The 19,943-nt window shown below is 34.4% G+C and carries 16 protein-coding genes; 10 read left to right on the top strand and 6 right to left on the bottom strand.

Annotated elements, in window-relative coordinates; translation table 11 throughout:
* Positions 1 to 8 precede the first annotated feature (8 nt).
* On the top strand, positions 9 to 896 hold the full coding sequence (gene xdhB / locus ACWJJ2_RS10100; protein ID WP_462953219.1) for a xanthine dehydrogenase subunit XdhB: 888 nt from the start codon (positions 9 to 11) through the stop codon (positions 894 to 896).
* Positions 889 to 1,377 carry a xanthine dehydrogenase subunit XdhC gene (gene xdhC, locus ACWJJ2_RS10095; RefSeq protein WP_216304250.1) on the top strand — a complete coding sequence of 163 codons (489 nt, stop codon included), beginning with the start codon at positions 889 to 891 and terminating at the stop codon, positions 1,375 to 1,377. The genes xdhB and xdhC overlap by 8 nt, the downstream gene beginning before the upstream one ends.
* 119 nt (positions 1,378 to 1,496) lie before the next feature.
* Here xdhC and ACWJJ2_RS10090 read toward each other — a convergent pair whose 3' ends face one another.
* The 6 genes from ACWJJ2_RS10090 to ACWJJ2_RS10065 are packed head-to-tail and all read right to left on the bottom strand — an operon-like array spanning position 1,497 to position 7,857.
* A complete protein-coding gene (locus ACWJJ2_RS10090) occupies positions 1,497 to 1,961 on the bottom strand; it encodes a nucleoside deaminase (protein ID WP_462953218.1) in 465 nt (154 codons plus the stop codon).
* Between the two features lie 45 nt (positions 1,962 to 2,006).
* Positions 2,007 to 3,359, bottom strand: a complete 1,353-nt coding sequence (locus ACWJJ2_RS10085) for a uracil-xanthine permease family protein (RefSeq protein WP_216304252.1) — start codon at positions 3,357 to 3,359, stop codon at positions 2,007 to 2,009.
* A gap of 29 nt (positions 3,360 to 3,388) precedes the next feature.
* Positions 3,389 to 4,582 carry a knotted carbamoyltransferase YgeW gene (gene ygeW / locus ACWJJ2_RS10080; RefSeq protein ID WP_462953217.1) on the bottom strand — a complete coding sequence of 398 codons (1,194 nt, stop codon included), beginning with the start codon at positions 4,580 to 4,582 and terminating at the stop codon, positions 3,389 to 3,391.
* A 36-nt stretch (positions 4,583 to 4,618) separates the two neighbouring features.
* The gene (locus ACWJJ2_RS10075) at positions 4,619 to 5,929 is read right to left on the bottom strand and encodes a YgeY family selenium metabolism-linked hydrolase (RefSeq protein ID WP_216304254.1); all 1,311 of its coding nucleotides are present in this window, start codon (positions 5,927 to 5,929) and stop codon (positions 4,619 to 4,621) included.
* Positions 5,930 to 5,987: 58 nt separating this feature from the next.
* The gene (dpaL, locus tag ACWJJ2_RS10070) at positions 5,988 to 7,199 is read right to left on the bottom strand and encodes a diaminopropionate ammonia-lyase (RefSeq protein ID WP_462953216.1); all 1,212 of its coding nucleotides are present in this window, start codon (positions 7,197 to 7,199) and stop codon (positions 5,988 to 5,990) included.
* 19 nt (positions 7,200 to 7,218) lie between these two features.
* Positions 7,219 to 7,857: a helix-turn-helix transcriptional regulator gene (locus ACWJJ2_RS10065; protein WP_462953215.1), complete on the bottom strand. Its 639-nt coding sequence runs from the start codon at positions 7,855 to 7,857 to the stop codon at positions 7,219 to 7,221.
* Between the two features lie 254 nt (positions 7,858 to 8,111).
* Between ACWJJ2_RS10065 and ssnA the strand changes: the two genes are divergently transcribed.
* From ssnA to ACWJJ2_RS10025, 8 genes are all read left to right on the top strand, one after another.
* Complete coding sequence (gene ssnA, locus ACWJJ2_RS10060) at positions 8,112 to 9,443, top strand: putative aminohydrolase SsnA (protein ID WP_462953214.1); 1,332 nt, start codon at positions 8,112 to 8,114, stop codon at positions 9,441 to 9,443.
* 29 nt (positions 9,444 to 9,472) lie between these two features.
* Positions 9,473 to 12,475 (top strand): putative selenate reductase subunit YgfK, encoded by a 3,003-nt coding sequence (gene ygfK / locus ACWJJ2_RS10055; protein WP_462953213.1) that lies wholly within the window; start codon positions 9,473 to 9,475, stop codon positions 12,473 to 12,475.
* Positions 12,476 to 12,495: 20 nt separating this feature from the next.
* A complete protein-coding gene (gene hydA, locus ACWJJ2_RS10050) occupies positions 12,496 to 13,869 on the top strand; it encodes a dihydropyrimidinase (protein ID WP_220320255.1) in 1,374 nt (457 codons plus the stop codon).
* On the top strand, positions 13,862 to 16,420 hold the full coding sequence (gene xdh / locus ACWJJ2_RS10045; RefSeq protein ID WP_462954331.1) for a selenium-dependent xanthine dehydrogenase: 2,559 nt from the start codon (positions 13,862 to 13,864) through the stop codon (positions 16,418 to 16,420). The genes hydA and xdh overlap by 8 nt, the downstream gene beginning before the upstream one ends.
* A 12-nt stretch (positions 16,421 to 16,432) precedes the next feature.
* On the top strand, positions 16,433 to 17,182 hold the full coding sequence (gene yqeC / locus ACWJJ2_RS10040) for a selenium cofactor biosynthesis protein YqeC (protein WP_216304260.1): 750 nt from the start codon (positions 16,433 to 16,435) through the stop codon (positions 17,180 to 17,182).
* 90 nt (positions 17,183 to 17,272) lie between these two features.
* Complete coding sequence (mocA, locus tag ACWJJ2_RS10035; protein ID WP_216304261.1) at positions 17,273 to 17,866, top strand: molybdenum cofactor cytidylyltransferase; 594 nt, start codon at positions 17,273 to 17,275, stop codon at positions 17,864 to 17,866.
* The gene (yqeB, locus tag ACWJJ2_RS10030; RefSeq protein WP_462953212.1) at positions 17,859 to 18,668 is read left to right on the top strand and encodes a selenium-dependent molybdenum cofactor biosynthesis protein YqeB; all 810 of its coding nucleotides are present in this window, start codon (positions 17,859 to 17,861) and stop codon (positions 18,666 to 18,668) included. The genes mocA and yqeB overlap by 8 nt, the downstream gene beginning before the upstream one ends.
* A 143-nt stretch (positions 18,669 to 18,811) precedes the next feature.
* Entirely contained in the window at positions 18,812 to 19,834 is a 1,023-nt protein-coding gene (locus ACWJJ2_RS10025) for a molybdopterin-binding protein (protein ID WP_462954330.1), read from the top strand.
* Positions 19,835 to 19,943 lie beyond the last annotated feature (109 nt).

The raw sequence follows: 19,943 nt of genomic DNA, 5'->3' as shown, positions 1-19,943 counted from the left end.
ACATAACAATGTATGATATCGGAAAAATATATAGTGCAACTTCAATTCAAGATGCAATACAGCATCTTGTGGATGAACCTGATGCTGTAATTATTGCAGGTGGGAGTGATGTACTTATTAAGATTCGTCATGGAAAGCTTGCTGGATGTTCTCTTATAAGTATTTATGGATTAGACCAGCTAAGAGGAATATCTATGGAGGAAAATGGTAGTATAAAAATAGGCGCCATTACAAGTTTTTCACATATAACAAAAAATGAAATTATTAAAAAACATATTCCAGTACTAGGAGATGCGGTTGATGAAATAGGAGGCCCACAGTTAAGAAACATTGGCACAATTGGAGGGAATATTTCAAATGGTGTTACAAGTGCTGATAGTGCATCGACGTTATTTGCACTGAATGCTATTCTTGAAATAGAAGGGGCAAATGGGAAGAGGGTTATTCCAATTGCGCAGTATTATGTAGGTCCAGGAAAAGTTAGTTTAAAAAATGGTGAAATACTTACGGCTATATATATTACAAAAGAAAATTATGAAAATTTCACAGGTAATTATATTAAATATTCTATGCGTAATGCAATGGATATTGCAACCCTTGGCTGCAGTGTAACTTGCAAACTTAATGTGCAAAAAGATGTGATTTGCGATGTACATCTTGCCTTTGGGGTTGCAGGTCCTATTCCTATGAGATGTCCAAAAGCTGAAGAGGCCATAAAGGGAATGAAAATATCTGATGAAATGTTCAATATTTTTGGAGAAATAGCAAAAACAGAAGTTAATCCGCGTACTTCCTGGCGTGCATCTAAAGATTTTCGTCTCCAGCTTGTTTATGAATTGTGTAAACGGGCTTTAAAGAAATCAATAAGACTATCAGGAGGTGTGGTAAATGGCTAATGCAATTTTAAACTTCACAGTAAATGATGAACCTAAACAACTTATGATAGATGATAGAGAGTCACTTACGGATGTTCTCAGAAATCATCTTCATCTTACGAGCGTTAAAAAAGGCTGTGAGGTTGGAGAATGTGGAGCTTGTACTGTCCTTATTAATGATGAAGCTTTTGATTCTTGTATTTACCTTGCAATTTGGGCAGAGGGTAAAGAAATTCGTACAATTGAGGGTTTAATGGATGGTGATGGAAATATATCAGATATTCAAGAAGCATTTATTGATGAAGGTGCTGTCCAATGCGGTTTTTGTACATGTGGAGCTGTTATGGCATCTATCCCTGTTCTTGAAGACAGTAAAGAGTATACAACAGATGAAATTAAAAAAGAACTTTCAGGTAATCTTTGCCGTTGTACAGGTTATGAAAATATTTTGAATGCTGTAGAAAAAGTTAAAAAGCATCGTTGCGAAAATTGTAACCATTGAGAACGATGGTGAAATGTTTTAAACTTCGATCGTCACTGGTTTAAAACAATAATGAAGATTCAAGAAATGAAAAATAAAGCACTTACATCGCTGCGATGGAAGTGCTTTGCTTTTATGTTCTAATATTGAACCCTATCTATTTTAATTTTCCATTTTTTAAAAGCTTCAAGGCTCTCTTCTCTATCTATTTGTAGCATTTCAACTTGCAATTTTTTTGCCGTTCCGTTTATTACATCATAAATATATTGGTCATCAAAATCTATATTTGCAGCATCTTGCCTTGTTGAACCATAATAAAGTGTTTTTATTTTTGCCCAATGAATTGCTGCAAAACACATAGGACAAGGTTCACAAGAGGAGTATATTATACAATCTGATAAATCGAATTTACCAAGTGCACTAGAAGCTTTTCTAATGGCTGTAACCTCAGCATGTGCAGTAGGGTCGTTGGTCTTAATAACTTGATTATGAGCGGAACTTATAATTTCACCATTTCTTACAATAACGGCTCCAAAAGGGCCACCATCGTTGTTCTCCATTCCAGCTAAAGCTTCTTCTATAGCGATTTTCATAAACTTATTCATTTTTATACCACCTCATTAAAAAGCCACTAAAGTGGCTTGATTTTTTTACATGTTTATTGATTTAGATTTATTATTAGTAATAGTAACGTTTTCAGGTTTATCTTTAGGTAAGATAAGGTTTAGTGCTATTGCAACTATGGTTGTAACAACAATGGATGATTTTCCGAATATAGATATAAACCATGATGGGAATAGAGCAAATGCATTGGGAACTTGAACAATACCTAGACCTAATGCAATTGCAATTCCTACAACTGCTGAGTTTCTCATTGTAAGATTAGTTAAAGAAATCATTTTAACTCCTGTCATTGTTATTGTGGCAAAAACCGAGATTGTTGCTCCGCCAAGAACACATTGAGGAATAGTTGTAAGCAGTGAAGCAAATTTAGGAATAAGACCTGCTAAAATTACAACAAAAGAAGCAAAAGCAAATACCCACTTATTGATAACTTTATTTGTAATTACTATACCTACATTTTGGCTATATGTCGCAGTTGGCATACAACCAAAGAAAGCACCAATTATACTTGAAAATCCGTTTCCGATAATACCACCAGAAAGTTCTTTATCAGTGGGAGATCTATCCATACCTCCACCCGTTGTAGCAGATAAATCACCTATAGCTTGAACAGAATTTACAATATACATTATAGCCATAGATGTTATAGCTGTAATATTAAAGTTTATACCGAAGTGTAGTGGTTTTGGAGCTTGAAATAAGCCAGCTGAAGTCACCGCATCAAAGGATACCATTCCAAGAAATATAGCAATAACATATCCTGCAATTATACCTATTAAAATAGATGCAAGTTTGAGAGTCCCCTTAGTAAAATAATTTAAAAACATAACAACAGCAAGTGTTGTTAGAGCAACAGCCCAATTTTTAGGAGAACCGAAAGTTGGAGAACCAGCACCGCCAGCTATATATATAATAGCGACTGAGTAGAGTGATAATCCTATGCTAAATATAACGGTACCAGTAACAAGAGGTGGAAAGAATGCTAAAAGTTTTTTTAAAAATATCCCAAAAATTATAGCAACTAAACCACCTATTATTTGGGCTCCCAAAACAGTAGCAATATCAAATTCACCAGTAATAGCCGTTAATGTTGGAACATATGCAAAACTTACTCCCATAATTACAGGTAATCTTGAACCAATAACTTTACCAAGTGGAAAAATTTGAATTAAGGTTGCTATACCAGCAAAAAAAAGTGAGGACTGTACAAGTAAAATTTTATCAGCGGCGGTGAGATTTGCAACGCCAGCAATTATGAGAGCCGGTGTAACACAACCAACAATCATAGCAACGACGTGTTGCATGCCTAGCGGTATAATCTCTTTAAGTGAAGGTTTACCATCATATTGGAATAGTAAGGATTTTTGATTAGAACTCATAAAAACTCCCCCCCAGCATTTAATTTGGGTTATTTTAATTTGCGCTCTTTATTGCTCTTCTCAAGCATAGCTAAAACTTCTTGTGGATTATTAACTTTACTTAAGAAAATCATAGCAGCTATTGTATAAGGTTTATAGCTTGCTTCTTTATAAAGTGGTTTGCGATAACGATCGAACACAGAAGCAGCAACTTCTCCAACTTCACAGTTAACACCAGAGATATCAGCGGGCAAACAGTGAAGATAAAGCGCTTTCCCATCTTTTGTAGTTTTCATAAGTTCCTCAGTACACTGCCAATCCTTATGCTCAGCATTTTGTGAAAGGAGTTCTTTTTCAAGTGTATTTATACCAGCTTGGTCATTTTTTGCATATAAATTTGTACGTTTTTCCATAGCGACAAAAGGAGCCCAGCTCTTAGGATAAACTATGTCGGCATCTTTGAATGCTTCTTCCATAGAATTTGTTTTTGTAAATGAACCACCAGACTTCGCAGCATTTTTTATTGCAATTTCTTCGACGGAGCTCATAACTTCATAACCCTCTGGATGTGCAAGAACAACATCCATACCAAAACGAGTTAAAAGTCCAATTACTCCTTGGGGAACTGAAAGGGGCTTACCATAAGATGGAGAATATGCCCATGACATAGCAATTTTTTTACCTTTTAAATTTTCAATACCGCCCAATTCATTTATAATATGAAGAGTATCAGCCATACATTGAGTGGGGTGGTCTATATCACATTGTAAACTAACAAGTGTTGGACGTTGTTCTAAAATTCCTTCATCATTACCTTCTTGTACAGCCTTAGAAACTTCACGCATATAAGCATTACCTTTTCCAATATACATATCATCACGGATACCTATAACATCTGCCATGAAAGAAATCATGTTAGCGGTTTCTCTTACTGTTTCACCATGAGCAACCTGAGATTTTCCTTCATCAAGATCCTGAACTTCAAGACCAAGAAGGTTACAAGCAGAAGCGAAACTAAATCTTGTACGAGTTGAATTGTCACGGAAGAGTGAAATTCCCAGGCCACTATCGAAAATCTTTGATGATATGTTATTTACTCTTAATTCTTTAAGAGCTTCTGCAACTGTGAACACTGACTCGAGTTCGTCCTTTGATTTTTCCCAAGTGAGCATGAAATCATTATTATACATATTTTTAAAATCTAGGGAGTTAAGTTTGCTGATGTATTTATCCATTAAAGCCATTTTTAAAAACTCCTTTTTATTTAGTATTATTTATTTTTATTTACTTTTACAATAAATCGTTGGGAGAGCAGCATATACAGCAGCACATTTAACCAAGTCATCTTTCCAAGTTTTTTCATTTGGAGCATGTGCCTGAGATTCTGCACCAGGTCCGAATCCTATGCATGGTATTCCATGACGACCCATTATAGCAACACCGTTTGTTGAGAATGTCCATTTATCAGTAAGCGGACGAGCTTTTCTCATTTCATCAGTGCTATAAGAACCGCTTCTTGTTGTTCCGAACATTCCTTGGTATGATTCTTCCATTGCCTTAACAACAGCATGATCTTCAGGAATAACCCAGGTAGGGAAGTAGCAATCCTGAGGGTATGAAAGTCCAGTCCAGCTTTCTTTGTCATATTTATACATAGTGACTTCAGCATTGTATTTTTTAGCAGCTGGAAGTTGACGGATTTCTTCTAAACAACTTTCAAAGGTTTCTCCAGAGGTCATACGACGATCTAATGAAATCGCGCAAGAGTCAGCTACTGCACAACGGCTTGGTGAAGTAAAGAATATTTCTGATGTAGTTACAGTACCACGTCCTAAGAATTGAGCTTCTTCGAATTTAGGGTTATATTTTTTATCTAACATTTTTACGAGACCTTTGATTTCTGTAGAATCAGCAGCATCATTTGTGTTAAGGTTTTTGATATCTATTAATATTTCAGCCATTTTGTAGATTGCGTTGTCTCCTCTTTCTGGAGCTGAACCGTGGCATGAAACACCCTTAACATCAACACTGATTTCCATACGTCCTCTATGTCCTCTGTAGATACCGCTATCAGTTGGCTCTGTGCTTACAACGAATTCAGGTTTGATTTTGTCCTGTTCTATGATGTGCAGCCAGCAGTTTCCGTCACAATCCTCTTCCTGTACTGATCCAACTACGAGAGCTGTGTAGTCTTCGCTTAACATGCCAAGATGTTTCATTATCTTAGCGCCGTATACAGCTGATACGATACCACCAAGTTGGTCAGATGCACCACGTCCACCAATTTCTTCCTCAGTTTCAAAACCTATATAAGGGTCAAAAGTCCAGTTACTGAGCTCTCCAAGACCAACAGTGTCAATATGAGCATCAAAAGCTATAAGAGTTTTACCTGTTCCAACATAACCTAAAATATTTCCCTGTGGATCAATTTCTACTTTGTCAAAACCAAGAGAAATCATTTCTTGTTCTATTCTTTTAACAACACCTTCTTCCCCACAGCTTTCGCCAGGGATAGCAATTAAGTCACGTAAGAATTTTGTCATTGGAGCTTTATAGCTCTCCGCTTTTTCCTTAATACTGTTAAAATCCATTTTTTTATTCCCCCTTAAATTTGAATAAATATTAAATTACTAGTTAAATTGAGAATTATTACAATGATGAATAATTACCATCCCATACAATATTACGATATACATCTGGATCAGTATCTCCCTCTGTTGAAAACAAGAGTACTTTTGAATTTTCATCAAGTTTTAGAGCTTGTTTTAGATCTTTTAAATTATCATTTTTCATTATATTAAATAGAACACCCATTGTTACAGCGCCGGATTCGCCAGAGGTAACAGTAGGATCTCCCTTAATAGGTGCAGCAAGTAGTCTCATTCCTTTAGCGGAAATATTATCTGGGCAAGATACAAAGAATGAACTATTATTTTTTAAAATATCCCATGATATTGTATTTGGTTCTCCACATGCAAGGCCTGCCATGATTGTTTGCATGTCATCAGTAACAATTCTTACATTTCCGTCTTTTGCTGATGCAGAACGGAATATACAATCAGCCTTATTGGGTTCTACTATAGTAACTATTGGTGGATTACCAGGATAAGCATTTGAAAAATAGCCTTGGACTGCACCAGCGAGAGAACCTACACCAGCTTGCAGAAAAATATGTGTTGGTGCATCACAATTATCATTATGCAGTTGTTCATTAGCCTCCATTGCCATTGTTCCATAACCTTGCATAATCCAAGAGGGTATTTCTTCATAACCAAGCCATGCAGTATCTTGAACAACTACAGAATTAGGAGTTTTTGCCGACTCGGCTATTGCGATGCGGACGCATTCGTCATAATTTACATCTTCTATTGTAGCAATAGCGCCTTCCTTTTGAATGTTTTTTAATCTGGTTTTTGAAGAGCCTTTTGGCATGAAAATGACGGATTTTTGATTTAATTTGTTAGCTGACCAAGCAAGACCTCTTCCATGATTCCCATCAGTTGATGTGAAGAAAGTTATTTGTCCGAATTCTTTAAGAAGTTCTTTTGACGTAATAGTATCATAATGAAGCGTTGATATATCCTTACCTAATTTTTTTGCAATGTAACAACCTATAGCAAAAGAACCACCTAAGACCTTGAAAGAGTTTAATCCAAATCTATAAGACTCATCTTTTACATACAGATTTTTAAGGCCAAGGAATTTAGCCATATTATCTAGTTTAGCTAAGGGTGTTTGACTATATTGGGGGAAACTTTTATGAAAAGAAGATGCCTTATCAATTTTTTCAAGGGACATTACATTTAACATTTTATTACTGTTTTTAGGGAGCTCATTTCGTACCCAGTTTATTTTATTCATAACAAAACCTCCAAAAAAATTATTTTTTTATATCTACATAATTGTAGATTGAATACTTTGAAATTCCGAAAAAACTGGCTATTTTATCGCCTGCTTTAGTAATTAGGAAAGCGCCGGCATCATTAAGATATTGAATAGCTTGTATTTTCTCTTCTCTACTCATTAATCCAACTGGTTTATTTACTTTCTTTACAGATTCTTCTAATAAATCATCTAGTAGTTGATTTACATTTTGAGGAATTTTATTCCCGTCATAAACGTTTTCTTTATGACTAATCAAAGACTCTATACAATTACTAGCTATGGTAAGCTCAGTAATATCATAGTTAATAGAAAATACACCAACAGGAATATTTTCATCATTTCGTATATATATAGTACTTGATTTTAGAACCCTACCATCATGAGTTTTGGTAATATAGTTTAAATTATCCTCAATTTGTTCACGATTGTTTTTCAAAGCGTTTAATACAATACGCGAGGCACTGCTAGTGCTCGTTGTTCTTTTTGTAACATCACCATTCTCAATAAAGAGAATCGGATAATCTGGGTTACCAGAAGATAAGTCATGTATAACTACTTCGCAATTTCGCCCAAATTGAGATGAAATGCCTTTGGCTAAATTTTTTAAAAAATCTAAATTACTGTTAATATCCATAATAAACCTCTCAATCTGTTGTATAATAAGTCATGATTTATAAAATTTTACAAAAATTTTATAAATTCAGTATATCAGTATTTTTTTTATAAATCAACAAAAAATACAAAAACTTTTTAAACTTACAAAAGTTTTTGTGGAACGAATTGACTAAATTCGAAAAATAATGGTAGAATAAATTTGGAATAGTAAAAACAATGAGAACAATCAATTAATTACATATCATTTTGAAAATATATTACAGGAGGGATATTATGATTTTAATAGGCAATGGTAAGTTATTGACTAGAGATAATGACAATACATTTATTGAGGATGGTTGTGTATGTATTGATGCTAATATTATAGTGAACATCGGAACCACAGAGCAAATGAAGAAAAAGTATGAGGGCGCTGAGTTTATTGATGCTAAAAAAGGTTTAATTATGCCAGGAATGATTAATACTCATCATCACATATATAGTGCATTTGCCCGTGGTCTTTCTATTAAAGGGAATAACCCTAAAAGCTTTTTAGATATTCTTTCTGGAATGTGGTGGAAAATAGATAGATTATTAACACTCGAAGATACAGAATATAGTGCATATTCAACATACTTAGATTGTATAAGAAATGGGGTTACAACTGTTTTTGACCATCATGCAAGTTACGGTAGTATTTCCGGAAGTTTATTTCAAATATCGGGTGTTGCTAAAAAGCTAGGAATTCGTACATCTTTATGTTATGAAGTTTCTGATAGAGATGGAGAGGAAAAAATGAGACAAGCTGTAAAAGAAAATGTTGAATTTATGAAGGCAGCTAAAAATGATTCCTCAGATATGCAAAAGGGTATGATGGGACTTCATGCATCATTTACATTAAGTAATAAAACACTTGAGTATTGTGCTAAAAATATAACCTGTGGTGCTGGGTATCATGTGCATACAGCAGAAGGTATAGATGATGTATATGATTCTTTAAAAAAATACAATAAAAGAATAGTAAATCGTTTATTTGATTTTGATATTTTGGGAAGCAAAACTATGGCTGTTCATTGTATACACATTAATAATGGTGAGATGGATATATTAAAGGAAACTAGTACAATGGTAGTACACAATCCTGAATCTAATATGGGTAACGCCGTAGGATGTACCCCTGTGCTAGAGTTTGTTAAAAAAGGATTAACGTTAGGGCTTGGAACTGACGGATACACCAGTGATATGCTTGAATCAATGAAGGTTGCAAATATTTTGCATAAGCATAATAACTGTAATCCATCTGTTGGATGGGATGAAATTCCTCTAATGACATTTAAAAACAATGCAAAGATTGCTAATAGATTCTTTGAAAAACCTCTTGGAATTATACAAAAGGGAGCTTATGCTGACATTATAGTAGCAGAATACGATCCACTAACGCCATTTAATGTAAATAATGCAAACGCTCATATTTTGTTTGGAATTAATGGAAGATGTGTAACAACTACGATGATAAATGGTAAGGTTCTTATGAAGGATCGTGAAATAATCGGTGTTGATTCTGAGCAAATCATGGCGAAATCAAGAGAATTATCAAATGAATTGTGGAATAAAATCAACAGCTAAAAAACAATAAAAATAAGGGGGTATTACCTATGGGTGATAGAATGACACCTATTCCATTTAAAAACTTAATGGAGTGGATAACTTACGAAAATAAAAAGCAGGTCAAGATATTTGGAGTAAACAAATTTTTCAAAAAGCAGGATAATAAGGTTCTCGAAATATTTGGAGAAAAAATTGAAACTCCTTTTGGTCCAGCAGCTGGTCCACATACACAGTTAGCACAAAACATAATTGCAGCTTACGTTTCTGGGTGTAGATTTTTTGAATTAAAAACAGTGCAAACCCTTGACGGTGAAGATTTACCTGTGTCAAAGCCATGCATAAGAGCAGAAGATGAGTGCTATAACGTAGAGTGGTCAACAGAGCTTAGAGTTACCGAGGCATATGATGAGTATGTTAAGGCTTGGTTTGCACTAAAAATATTATCAAAGGAACTTGAGCTAGGAAGTCCTGATGGATTTATTTTTAATATGAGTGTAGGATATGATTTTGAGGGGATTTCTTCACCTAAAATAGGTGAATTTATTAGGGGACTTAAAGATGCATCTAAAAGTGATATATGGAGTGAATGCAGGTCATACGTCTTTGGAAATATGGATAAATTCCAAAACATTGATAGTGAATATGTTGAGCATATATCACCTAAGGTATGTACATCGATAACATTATCAACATTACATGGATGTCCATCACAAGAAATTGAACGCATTGCAACATACCTAATAAATGAAAAAGGGCTAAACACTTATGTGAAATGTAATCCCACATTATTAGGTTATGAATTTGTACGTAAAACTTTAGATGATATGGGGTATGATTATGTTTCATTTGATGAACATCACTTCAATGAGGACTTGCAATTTAATGATGCTACTCCTATGTTTAGAGGTTTACAAGATTTGGCAAGCAAGAAAGGATTGTCATTTGGCGTTAAATTAACGAATACAGTTCCAGCTCAGATTAAAAATGCTGAATTACCAGGTGATGAGATGTATATGTCAGGAAAATCTCTATATCCCCTTTCAATAGCACTTGCATATAAGCTTTCAAAAGAATTTGAAGGAAAACTTAAGATTTCTTATTCAGGGGGTGCAGACGTTTTTAATATAAATGATATATTTGAAACGGGTATATGGCCTATAACTATAGCAACAACACTTTTAAAAGTTGGTGGATATCAAAGATGTGTTCAAATTGCTGAAAAATTAAACAAGTCGGAATATGCTAATAAGTATGTTATTGATAATGGAAAATTAAGAGATCTTAAAGATAAATCAGTAAAAGATATTCATCATATAAAGCCTATAAAACCAATTCCTAATCGCAAAATAAATGAGAAAGTACCATTAGTTGATTGCTTTATTGCATCATGCGAGAAGGGATGTCCTATAGGACAAGATATTCCAGAGTACATACGTCTTGTTTCAGAAGGAAAACATCTTGAAGCACTAAAGGTAATAGTTGAAAAAAATCCACTCCCATTTATTACTGGAACAATATGCAGTCATGCTTGCATGAGCAAATGCATCAGAAATTTCTGCGATGAGTCTGTTAACATAAGGAATATAAAATTACAAGCAGCAGAAAAAGCATACGATAGTTTAATTAAGGAACTTAAGATAGCAGATAAAGGTGATGCACGGGTAGCAATTGTTGGTGGAGGAACTACAGGTCTTGCGGCAGCGTATTTCCTTGCAAGAGAAGGAATCAATGTAACAATTTTTGAAAAAAGAAACTCTTTAGGAGGAATAGTAAAACATGTTATTCCAGGATTTAGAATACCATCAAATTCTATTGAGAAAGACATTGAGCTTGTTCGAAGCGTGGGAGTTAAAATTGAATTAAATTCAGAGAAGAATTCTGCAGATGAGTTGAAAAAGCAAGGATATAAATATGTCCTATTTGCGATCGGGGCATGGCAGCCAGGTAGAGTTAATATCGAAGGCGGAAATGTAATAAATGTACTTCATTTTTTAGAGAAATTAAAGAATAATGATAAAAATTTAAATATTGGTAAAAATGTTGTAGTAGTAGGTGGTGGTAACACTGCTATGGATGCAGCTAGGGCAGCTAAAAGAGTAGACGGAGTAGAGAATGTATATGTAGTATATCGTAGAACTAAAAAATACATGCCTGCAGATGTCGAAGAATTGCAAATGGCAATCAAAGATGGAGTAGAATTAAAGGAATTACTATCACCTGTAAAAGTTAGCGGTGGTGTTCTTAAGTGTGAGGTTATGAAACTCGGAGAACCAGATGAAAGTGGAAGACGAAGACCAGTTCCAAGCGGCGATATGGTAGATATAAAAGCAGATATCGTTATATCAGCAGTTGGGGAGAAGATAGATACTAAGATATTTGAAGAAAATAATATTAAACTAAATGAAAAAGGACAAGCCGATGTAAATGCACAAACACTAGAAACAAACATTAAAAAAGTATATGTTGCTGGAGATGGTCTGCATGGACCGGCTACAGTAGTTGAAGGCATAGCAGATGCAACAAGATTTGCAAGGTCTATAGTCAAAGAAGAAATGAATCGTGATTTAAGAATAAATATGCCAAAAGCAAGCACAAATACTGAAGCGGCAATAGCTAAAAAAGGTATACTCCAAATGGCTGAGTGCGGTCCTAAAGAATGCGCACGATGTCTTGAGTGTTCAACAATATGTGAAGCTTGTGTTGATGTCTGCCCTAACCGTGCAAATATTACTATAAAAGTAAAAGGTAATAAAATGCATCAAATAATTCACTTGGATAAACTATGTAATGAGTGTGGAAACTGTGAAACGTTCTGTCCATATGATAGCGCTCCATATAAAGAAAAGCTTACACTATTTGCTAAAGAAGCCGATTTTGAAAACAGCAAAAACATGGGATTTGTATTAATTAATAAAGATGAAAAAATCGTAAAAGTTAGGTTAGATAGAGAAGTTTTAGAAGTTAATCTTAATGAAAACAATACAGAAATACCTAAAGACATTGAAAATATGATTTGGGCTGTAATTTCGAACTATAGTTATATGATTTGAAAATTGATGAGGTGGGTTAAATGTTAATTATTATAAAAAATGGGACTATTGTAACTCCTAGAAAAAGCTATATTTCTGATATTAAAATTGAAGATGAGATAATTACCTCTATTGGTGAAAATTTAGAAGATGATAAAGCACAAATTATAGATGCAGCAGGTTGTTTAGTATTTCCAGGATTTATTGATTCTCATACTCACTTTGATTTAGATACAGGATACACTAGAACTGCAGATGATTTTAAAACAGGTACTGCCGCGGCTATTGTAGGTGGAACCACAACGATTTTGGATTATGCAACTCAAAACAAAGGAGAAACTCTAAGTGAAGCGCTAATAAATTGGCATAATTTAGCTAAAGATGTTTCAAGTTGCGATTATGGATTTCATATGGCAATAACGCAGTGGAATGCAGATGTAAAAGATGAACTTAAAATAATGAAAGACCAGGGAATAACATCATTTAAAGCATATATGGCCTATGACAATTTGCGTCTTAATGATGGAGAGATATATGATCTTTTAAAGTGCTTAAAAAAATATAATGGTTTGCTTTGTGTTCATTGTGAAAATGGTGATCTTGTAAATACTATGATAAAAGAACAGCTTAATAGTGGAAATACGACCCCGGTAGCCCATCCACTGTCACGACCTAATATTGTGGAATCAGAAGCAGTATCAAGATATATAGATATTGCAAATTTAGCAGATGCGCCTATATATATTGTACATCTAAGTACAAAAGAAGCTTTAGAAGAGGTATTAAAAGCAAGAAAAAGAGGACAAAAAATATATGTAGAAACATGTCCTCAATATCTACTTTTAGAAGATAGTTTATATTTATCAGAGGATTTCGAAAGTGCTAAGTATGTTCTGTCACCACCTTTAAGAAAAAAAGATGATCTAGAAAGATTATGGCAAGCTTTATCAAAGGAAGATATTGATACAATTGGAACAGATCATTGCAGTTTTAATTTTAAAGGTCAAAAAGATCATGGTATAAACGATTTTAGTAAAATACCCAATGGTATACCAGGGGTTGAACATAGACCAATCCTTATGTACACCTATGGAGTAGATAAAGGTAGAATAAGTAAAGAGCAAATGTGTTCTATGCTTAGTGAAAATATTGCAAAGATTTTTGGAATGTATCCTAGAAAGGGAGCATTACAAGTTGGAAGTGATGCGGATATAGTTGTATGGGATATAAGAAATCAAGGAATTATATCTAAGTATAATCAAACACAAAATGTAGATTATACACCTTTTGAAGGATTTAGAACTGTAGGGTCTGCTAAGCATGTTTTTCTACGAGGGACACAGATTGTAGAGAATGGAAATATTATAAAGCAGAATTTTGGGAAATATATAAAACGGGGTGGTCGCAATTTTTAACTTTGTTGTAAATGGGAATAAAGTTAGGGCTAAGGAAGATAAAAAGCTAATTACATTCTTAAGGGAAGATTTGAATTTAACATCAGTTAAAAATGGGTGCTCTGAGGGTGCCTGTGGAACATGTATGGTTTTAGTTGACGGCGAGGCAAAAAAAGCATGCATATTAAAAACAAGCAAGCTTGTAGATAAAAATATTATAACGGTTGAAGGCCTAACTGGTAGAGAAAAAGATGTATATGGATATGCTTTTATGCAGGCAGGAGCAGTACAGTGTGGTTTTTGTACTCCAGGAATGGTTATAAGTGCAAAGAGTCTTATTGATAAGGTAGAAAATCCAACTGAGGTCGAAATAAAAAATGCTTTGAAGAATAATATTTGCCGCTGCACGGGATATGTGAAAATAATTGAAGCTGTGAAGCTGGCGGCTAAACTATTACAAGAAAACACAGAGGTACCTAAATCTACTTGTAAAGGTTTAATAGGAGAAAATTTGAATAGAATTGATGCTGTAGACAAAGTGCTTGGCACAGCAGAATATGTAGATGATATGCGTATAGATGGTATGATTTATGGTGGAGCGGTTAGAACTAAATATCCACGTGCCTTAGTAAAAAGTATAGATATTAGTGAAGCTAAAAGACTACAAGGTGTTTATTTAGTAATTACAGCGGATGAGCTTCCTGGAAGCCCAAAAGTTGGTCATATTATAAAGGATTGGGATGTATTAATACCAATGGGAAAGATAACTCACTGCATAGGAGATGCTATAGTTCTAATAGCTGCCCGAACGAAAGAAATACTAGAAAAAGCTAAATCTTTAGTTAAAATTGATTTTGAAGAATTAACACCGGTTACATGTCCGGAAGATGCACTGAAGGGAGGTGCGCCTCAAGTACATGCAAGCGGTAATTTATTAGTAACTGAAACCATGGTATTTGGCAATGCAGATAAATATATAAAAAGTTCGAAATACAGCGTAACAAATAAATACAGCACGCCATTTACAGAACATGCTTTTTTAGAAACCGAAACGGCAGTAGCTGCGCCAGATGGTAATGATGGAATAATAATATATTGCGGTGACCAAGGTATTTATCAAACAAGGAAGGAATGTGCAGAAGCTTTAGGGATTGATCAAAGTAAAGTAAGGGTTGTAAGTAAAATAGTTGGTGGTGGTTTTGGTGGAAAAGAAGATATGAGCGTTCAACACCATGCATCAATTCTAGCTTATTTATGTAACAAACCTGTGAAGGTTGCATTAAGTCGCAGGGAAAGCATGATGATACATCCCAAACGTCATGCTATGGAGATGGAGGTTACAACTGCGTGTGATGAAAATGGATATTTGATTGCTATGAAAGCTATCATAATAGCTGATACAGGAGCATATGCGTCGCTGGGCGGACCTGTGCTGCAAAGAGCATGCACCCATGCAGCAGGGCCGTATAATTATCATAATATTGATATAATTGGGAAAGCAGTATATACAAATAATCCACCAGCTGGTGCATTTAGAGGGTTTGGGGTAACACAGAGCTGTTTTGCAATAGAAAGCAATTTAAATCAGCTTGCGCATTTGGCTTCAATAACTCCCTTTGAAATAAGATATAGAAACGCAATTAGACCAGGCCAAGTACTTCCTAATGGTCAAATTGCAGATTCATCAACATCTATTGTTGAAACTTTGGAAGCAGTGAAAGAAATATGCAAGCAAAATCCTAAAGCAGGAATAGCTTGTTCTATTAAAAACAGTGGACTAGGAGTCGGAATCCCTGATATTGGACGTTGCACGCTGGTTATAAAGGATGGTAGCGTATATATTCATACCAGTGCGGCTTGTATTGGACAAGGGCTTGGGACTATATTAACGCAAATAGTTTGTGAAACCCTTAATATGTCATCGGATAAAGTGGTACATGCAGCGCCAGATACTTTGACTTGCCCTGATTCTGGGAATACAACAGCTTCACGCCAAACATTATTCACAGGTGAGGCAGTAAAAAGAGCAGCTAGAGAACTTCTTGATGCATTAACTTATCAAACATTAGAAAACTTAGATGGGCAAGAATTCTATGGAGAATTTAAAGGGATAACTGATAAAATGAGCTCAATTAAACAAAACCCTGTAAGTCATGTAGCTTATGGCTATGCTACACAGGTAGTTATTTTGAATGATGAGGGTAAACTTTTGAAGGTTATTGCGGTTCATGATGTTGGTACTCCTATAAATCCTAAAAGTATTGAGGGGCAGATTGAAGGCGGTGTTGTTATGAGTCTTGGATATGCTCTAACAGAGGATTATCCGCTTAGGGGCAGCGTACCAACTGCAAAATTTGGGACACTGGGATTGTTTAAAGCAACGGAGGTACCGAAAATAGAATCTATTATATTAGGTAGAGGAAATATGAATCTTGCATATGGAGCGAAGGGAATAGGTGAGATATGTTCAATACCAACTGCGCCTGCTGTGGCTGGTGCGTATTATAGCTATGATGGAGAGTTTAGAACAAAGCTACCTATTTTGAATACGCCATACAGTAAGAAAAAATAAGTAGGTGATATCATGAAGCTGAGTAATTATATGGAATTGAAGAAAAAAGACATTATATCTTTTGTAGGTGCAGGTGGGAAAACCACGATGATGTTTAAGCTTGCAGAAGAGCTGAGAGCGAATAATAGGGTCTTAGTAACTACAACCACTAAGATATACATTCCATTAGATGATAAGTATGACTTTATATGCACTGATAAAGAAATAATTCCAAGGTATATTACTATGAATAAAAATGGAATTTATATTTTAGGATTAGCTGTAAATGGAGAAAATAAAATATTGGGGCTAAGCACAAAAGAATTAGATGAGTTAGTACCACATTTTGACTATATACTAATAGAGGCAGATGGGGCAAAGGAAAAACAGCTAAAAGGGTGGAATGAATTTGAACCAGTTATATACGCAAAAACTACAAAAACTGTAGGAATTATAGATATGCAGTCATGTGGTATTCTAATTAATGAGAGCAATATTCATAGAAGTAAGATATTTTGTGAAATAACGGGGGTAAAAGAGGAAGAAACTGTTAAAATTGAACACCTATCTAAGCTAATATTTCATCCTAAGGGGTTGTTCAAGGGAGCACAAGGAGAAAAAATACTATACATAAATAAAATAGAAGACCCCCATCATTTAATATTAGCCAGGTTGTTAGTTAAGGAAATAAATTTAAAGAATAAGAAATTATTAAATAGTATATTTATTGGAAGTTTAAAAACTAACGTATATTTTGGAGAATCCCATGAAGGTATTATATGATTAGAAGGATTTTTTATCATATAAATTATGTAAGAAAAATGAAATTAAGTTTTAAGTTTGTAGTTATGGGTAAGAGTAGGTGATATAATAATGGTAACTGCTATAATATTAGCATCAGGGTATTCGAGGAGAATGGGGAAAAATAAGCTTATTTTAAAATATAAAGGTAAAATGCTAATTGAACACACTATAGAAGTAATTAAACAATGTTGCTTTTTAGAGGTGATTGTTGTAGCTAGAGAAGAGGAAATAATAGAAATTGGTAAAAGAAATGATTTAAAAGTTATTAAAAATGAAAATGCAGTTAAAGGAATAAGCGAATCAGTTAAATTGGGTGTAACACATACAACAGAAACAGATGGATATATGTTTTTTACTGCGGACCAACCTTTTTTAGATAAAGATACGATAAATGGATTAATCTATGAATTTAAAGAGAATTCAGCTTATATAATTATTCCAAGGTGTGATGGTAGACATGGGAATCCTGTAATATTTCCGTACATCTTTAAGGAAGACTTTTTGAAGTTAGAAGGGGATGTTGGTGGGAAAATAATAATAAATAAGAATTTAGAGAAAGTTAAGTTTGTAGAAATACATAATAGTACAAAATTATTTGATATTGATACTAATGAAGATTATGAGTATATTCTAAAACTAGAGGAGAATAATGAGCATGTTTAATGAGATTGTCATTGTACGTGGCGGAGGAGATTTAGCATCTGGAACAATTCAAAAATTGCATAGAAGTGGATTTAGGGTATTAGTTCTAGAAGCATCAAAACCGACTGCTATTAGACGGAAGATTTCTTTTAGTGAAGTGGTATATGAAAGTGAAGTAGAGGTAGAAGGAATTAGGGCTGTACATGTATTCAGTTTAAGTGAAATAGAAAATGCTTGGAGCAATAAAAAAGTTCCAGTAATTATAGATGAAGAAGGAAAATATATTAAAGAAATAAAGCCTAAAATTGTAATTGATGCTATTATTGCTAAGAAAAATATGGGAACAACAAAGGATATGGCAGATATAACTATTGCTGTTGGTCCAGGATTTACAGCAGGTAAAGATGTAGATGTTGTAATAGAGACGGCTAGAGGGCACAATCTAGGTAGACTTATTTTTAGTGGACAAGCTGCGGAAAACACAGGAGTTCCAGGAAATATTAGGGGGTACTCTAAAGAAAGAGTTATACATTCGATATGCGCTGGAGTAATGAAGGATGTTCTAGATATTGGTGCTGTGGTTGAAAAAGATGAAGTTATTGCCTATATAGGAGAGACACCAATAAAAGCAACAATATCAGGACTGTTAAGAGGAATTATACGTAGTGGAAGTACTGTAAAAGAGGGATTTAAGATTGCGGATATCGATCCGAGGGTGTCAGAAAAAATGAATTGTTATACTATTTCTGATAAAGCAAGAAATATAGCAGGCGGAGTATTAGAAGCAGTATTTTATTTAATGGCATCTCAGAATGAGGATTAATGGTATGGAAAAGAGAATTCTAAAAGGGATTTAAGAAAGTTTAAGAATCGAGGTCTATAGATTGTTTAATGGATGCAATGCTTTCACGTGGAGTGTGGTATTAAATAAAACTTATTTTAAAATACGAGTTAGAGGTGATTGATATAAAAAAAATACCTGTGAGAGACGCAGTTGGATCCGTTTTATGTCATGATATTACTCAAATTGTTCCAGGAGTAGTAAAAGATATAGCATTTAAAAAAGGACATATAATTAAAGAAGAAGATATACAATTATTACTTTCATTGGGAAAAGACAACATATATGTATGGGAGGAGAAACAAGGATATCTTCATGAAAATGATGCAGCAGAACGTTTGAGAGCCCTTACAGCAGGAACAGGACTTACATTTAGTGAAGTAAAAGAAGGTAAAATTAATTTTATAGCAGAGTACGATGGACTTCTTATAATTAATACAAGGTTGTTATATGGACTTAATTCATTAGGTGAGATAATTTTAGCTACATTACATGATAACTATCCTGTAAAAAAGGGACAGAAGGTAGCGGGAACAAGAGTTATTCCACTTGTAATTGAGGAGGATAAGATAAAAAAAGCAGAGGATTTAATCGGCGATGCGAAAATTGTAAGCATAATACCGTATGCACCAATGAAAGTAGGAATTGTTACTACAGGCAGTGAAGTATATCATGGCAGAATAAAGGATGCGTTTGGTCCTGTAATAAGAAGCAAAGTTACGGAATATGGTTGTGAAATACTTGGACAAACTATACTTTCAGATGATGGGAATAAGATAACGGAGGCTGTAGACGCATGGATAGAGCAGGGGGCTGGAATGGTAATCTGTACTGGCGGAATGTCAGTAGATCCTGATGACGTTACCCCTGTAGCAATTCAAAATACAGGGGCAGAAATTGTAACATATGGATCACCCGTGCTTCCAGGTGCAATGTTCTTGCTAGCTTATAAAGGAAATATTCCAATCTTAGGACTTCCGGGATGTGTAATGTACTCTAAGAGAACTATATTTGATTTGGTATTACCAAGGGTACTCGCAAAGGAAAAATTGAGTTTTGCTGATATAGCAGCATATGGTCATGGGGGACTTTGTATGGAGTGTGAGGAATGTAGGTATCCTGATTGTACATTTGGAAAGGGAGTATAATAATAGTAAAAAACCCCAAGCTACCTTGAGGCCACTGAAAAACTATATGAAAAATCGTCATCTAATTAAAGATGGCGATTTTTTTATATAAAAGACTAAAAAACAAAAA

The organism is Clostridium sp. CM039 (assembly GCF_055081075.1).
The sequence above is the reverse complement of the archived record's forward strand: the minus strand, read 5'-3'. Positions and strand labels throughout refer to the sequence as shown.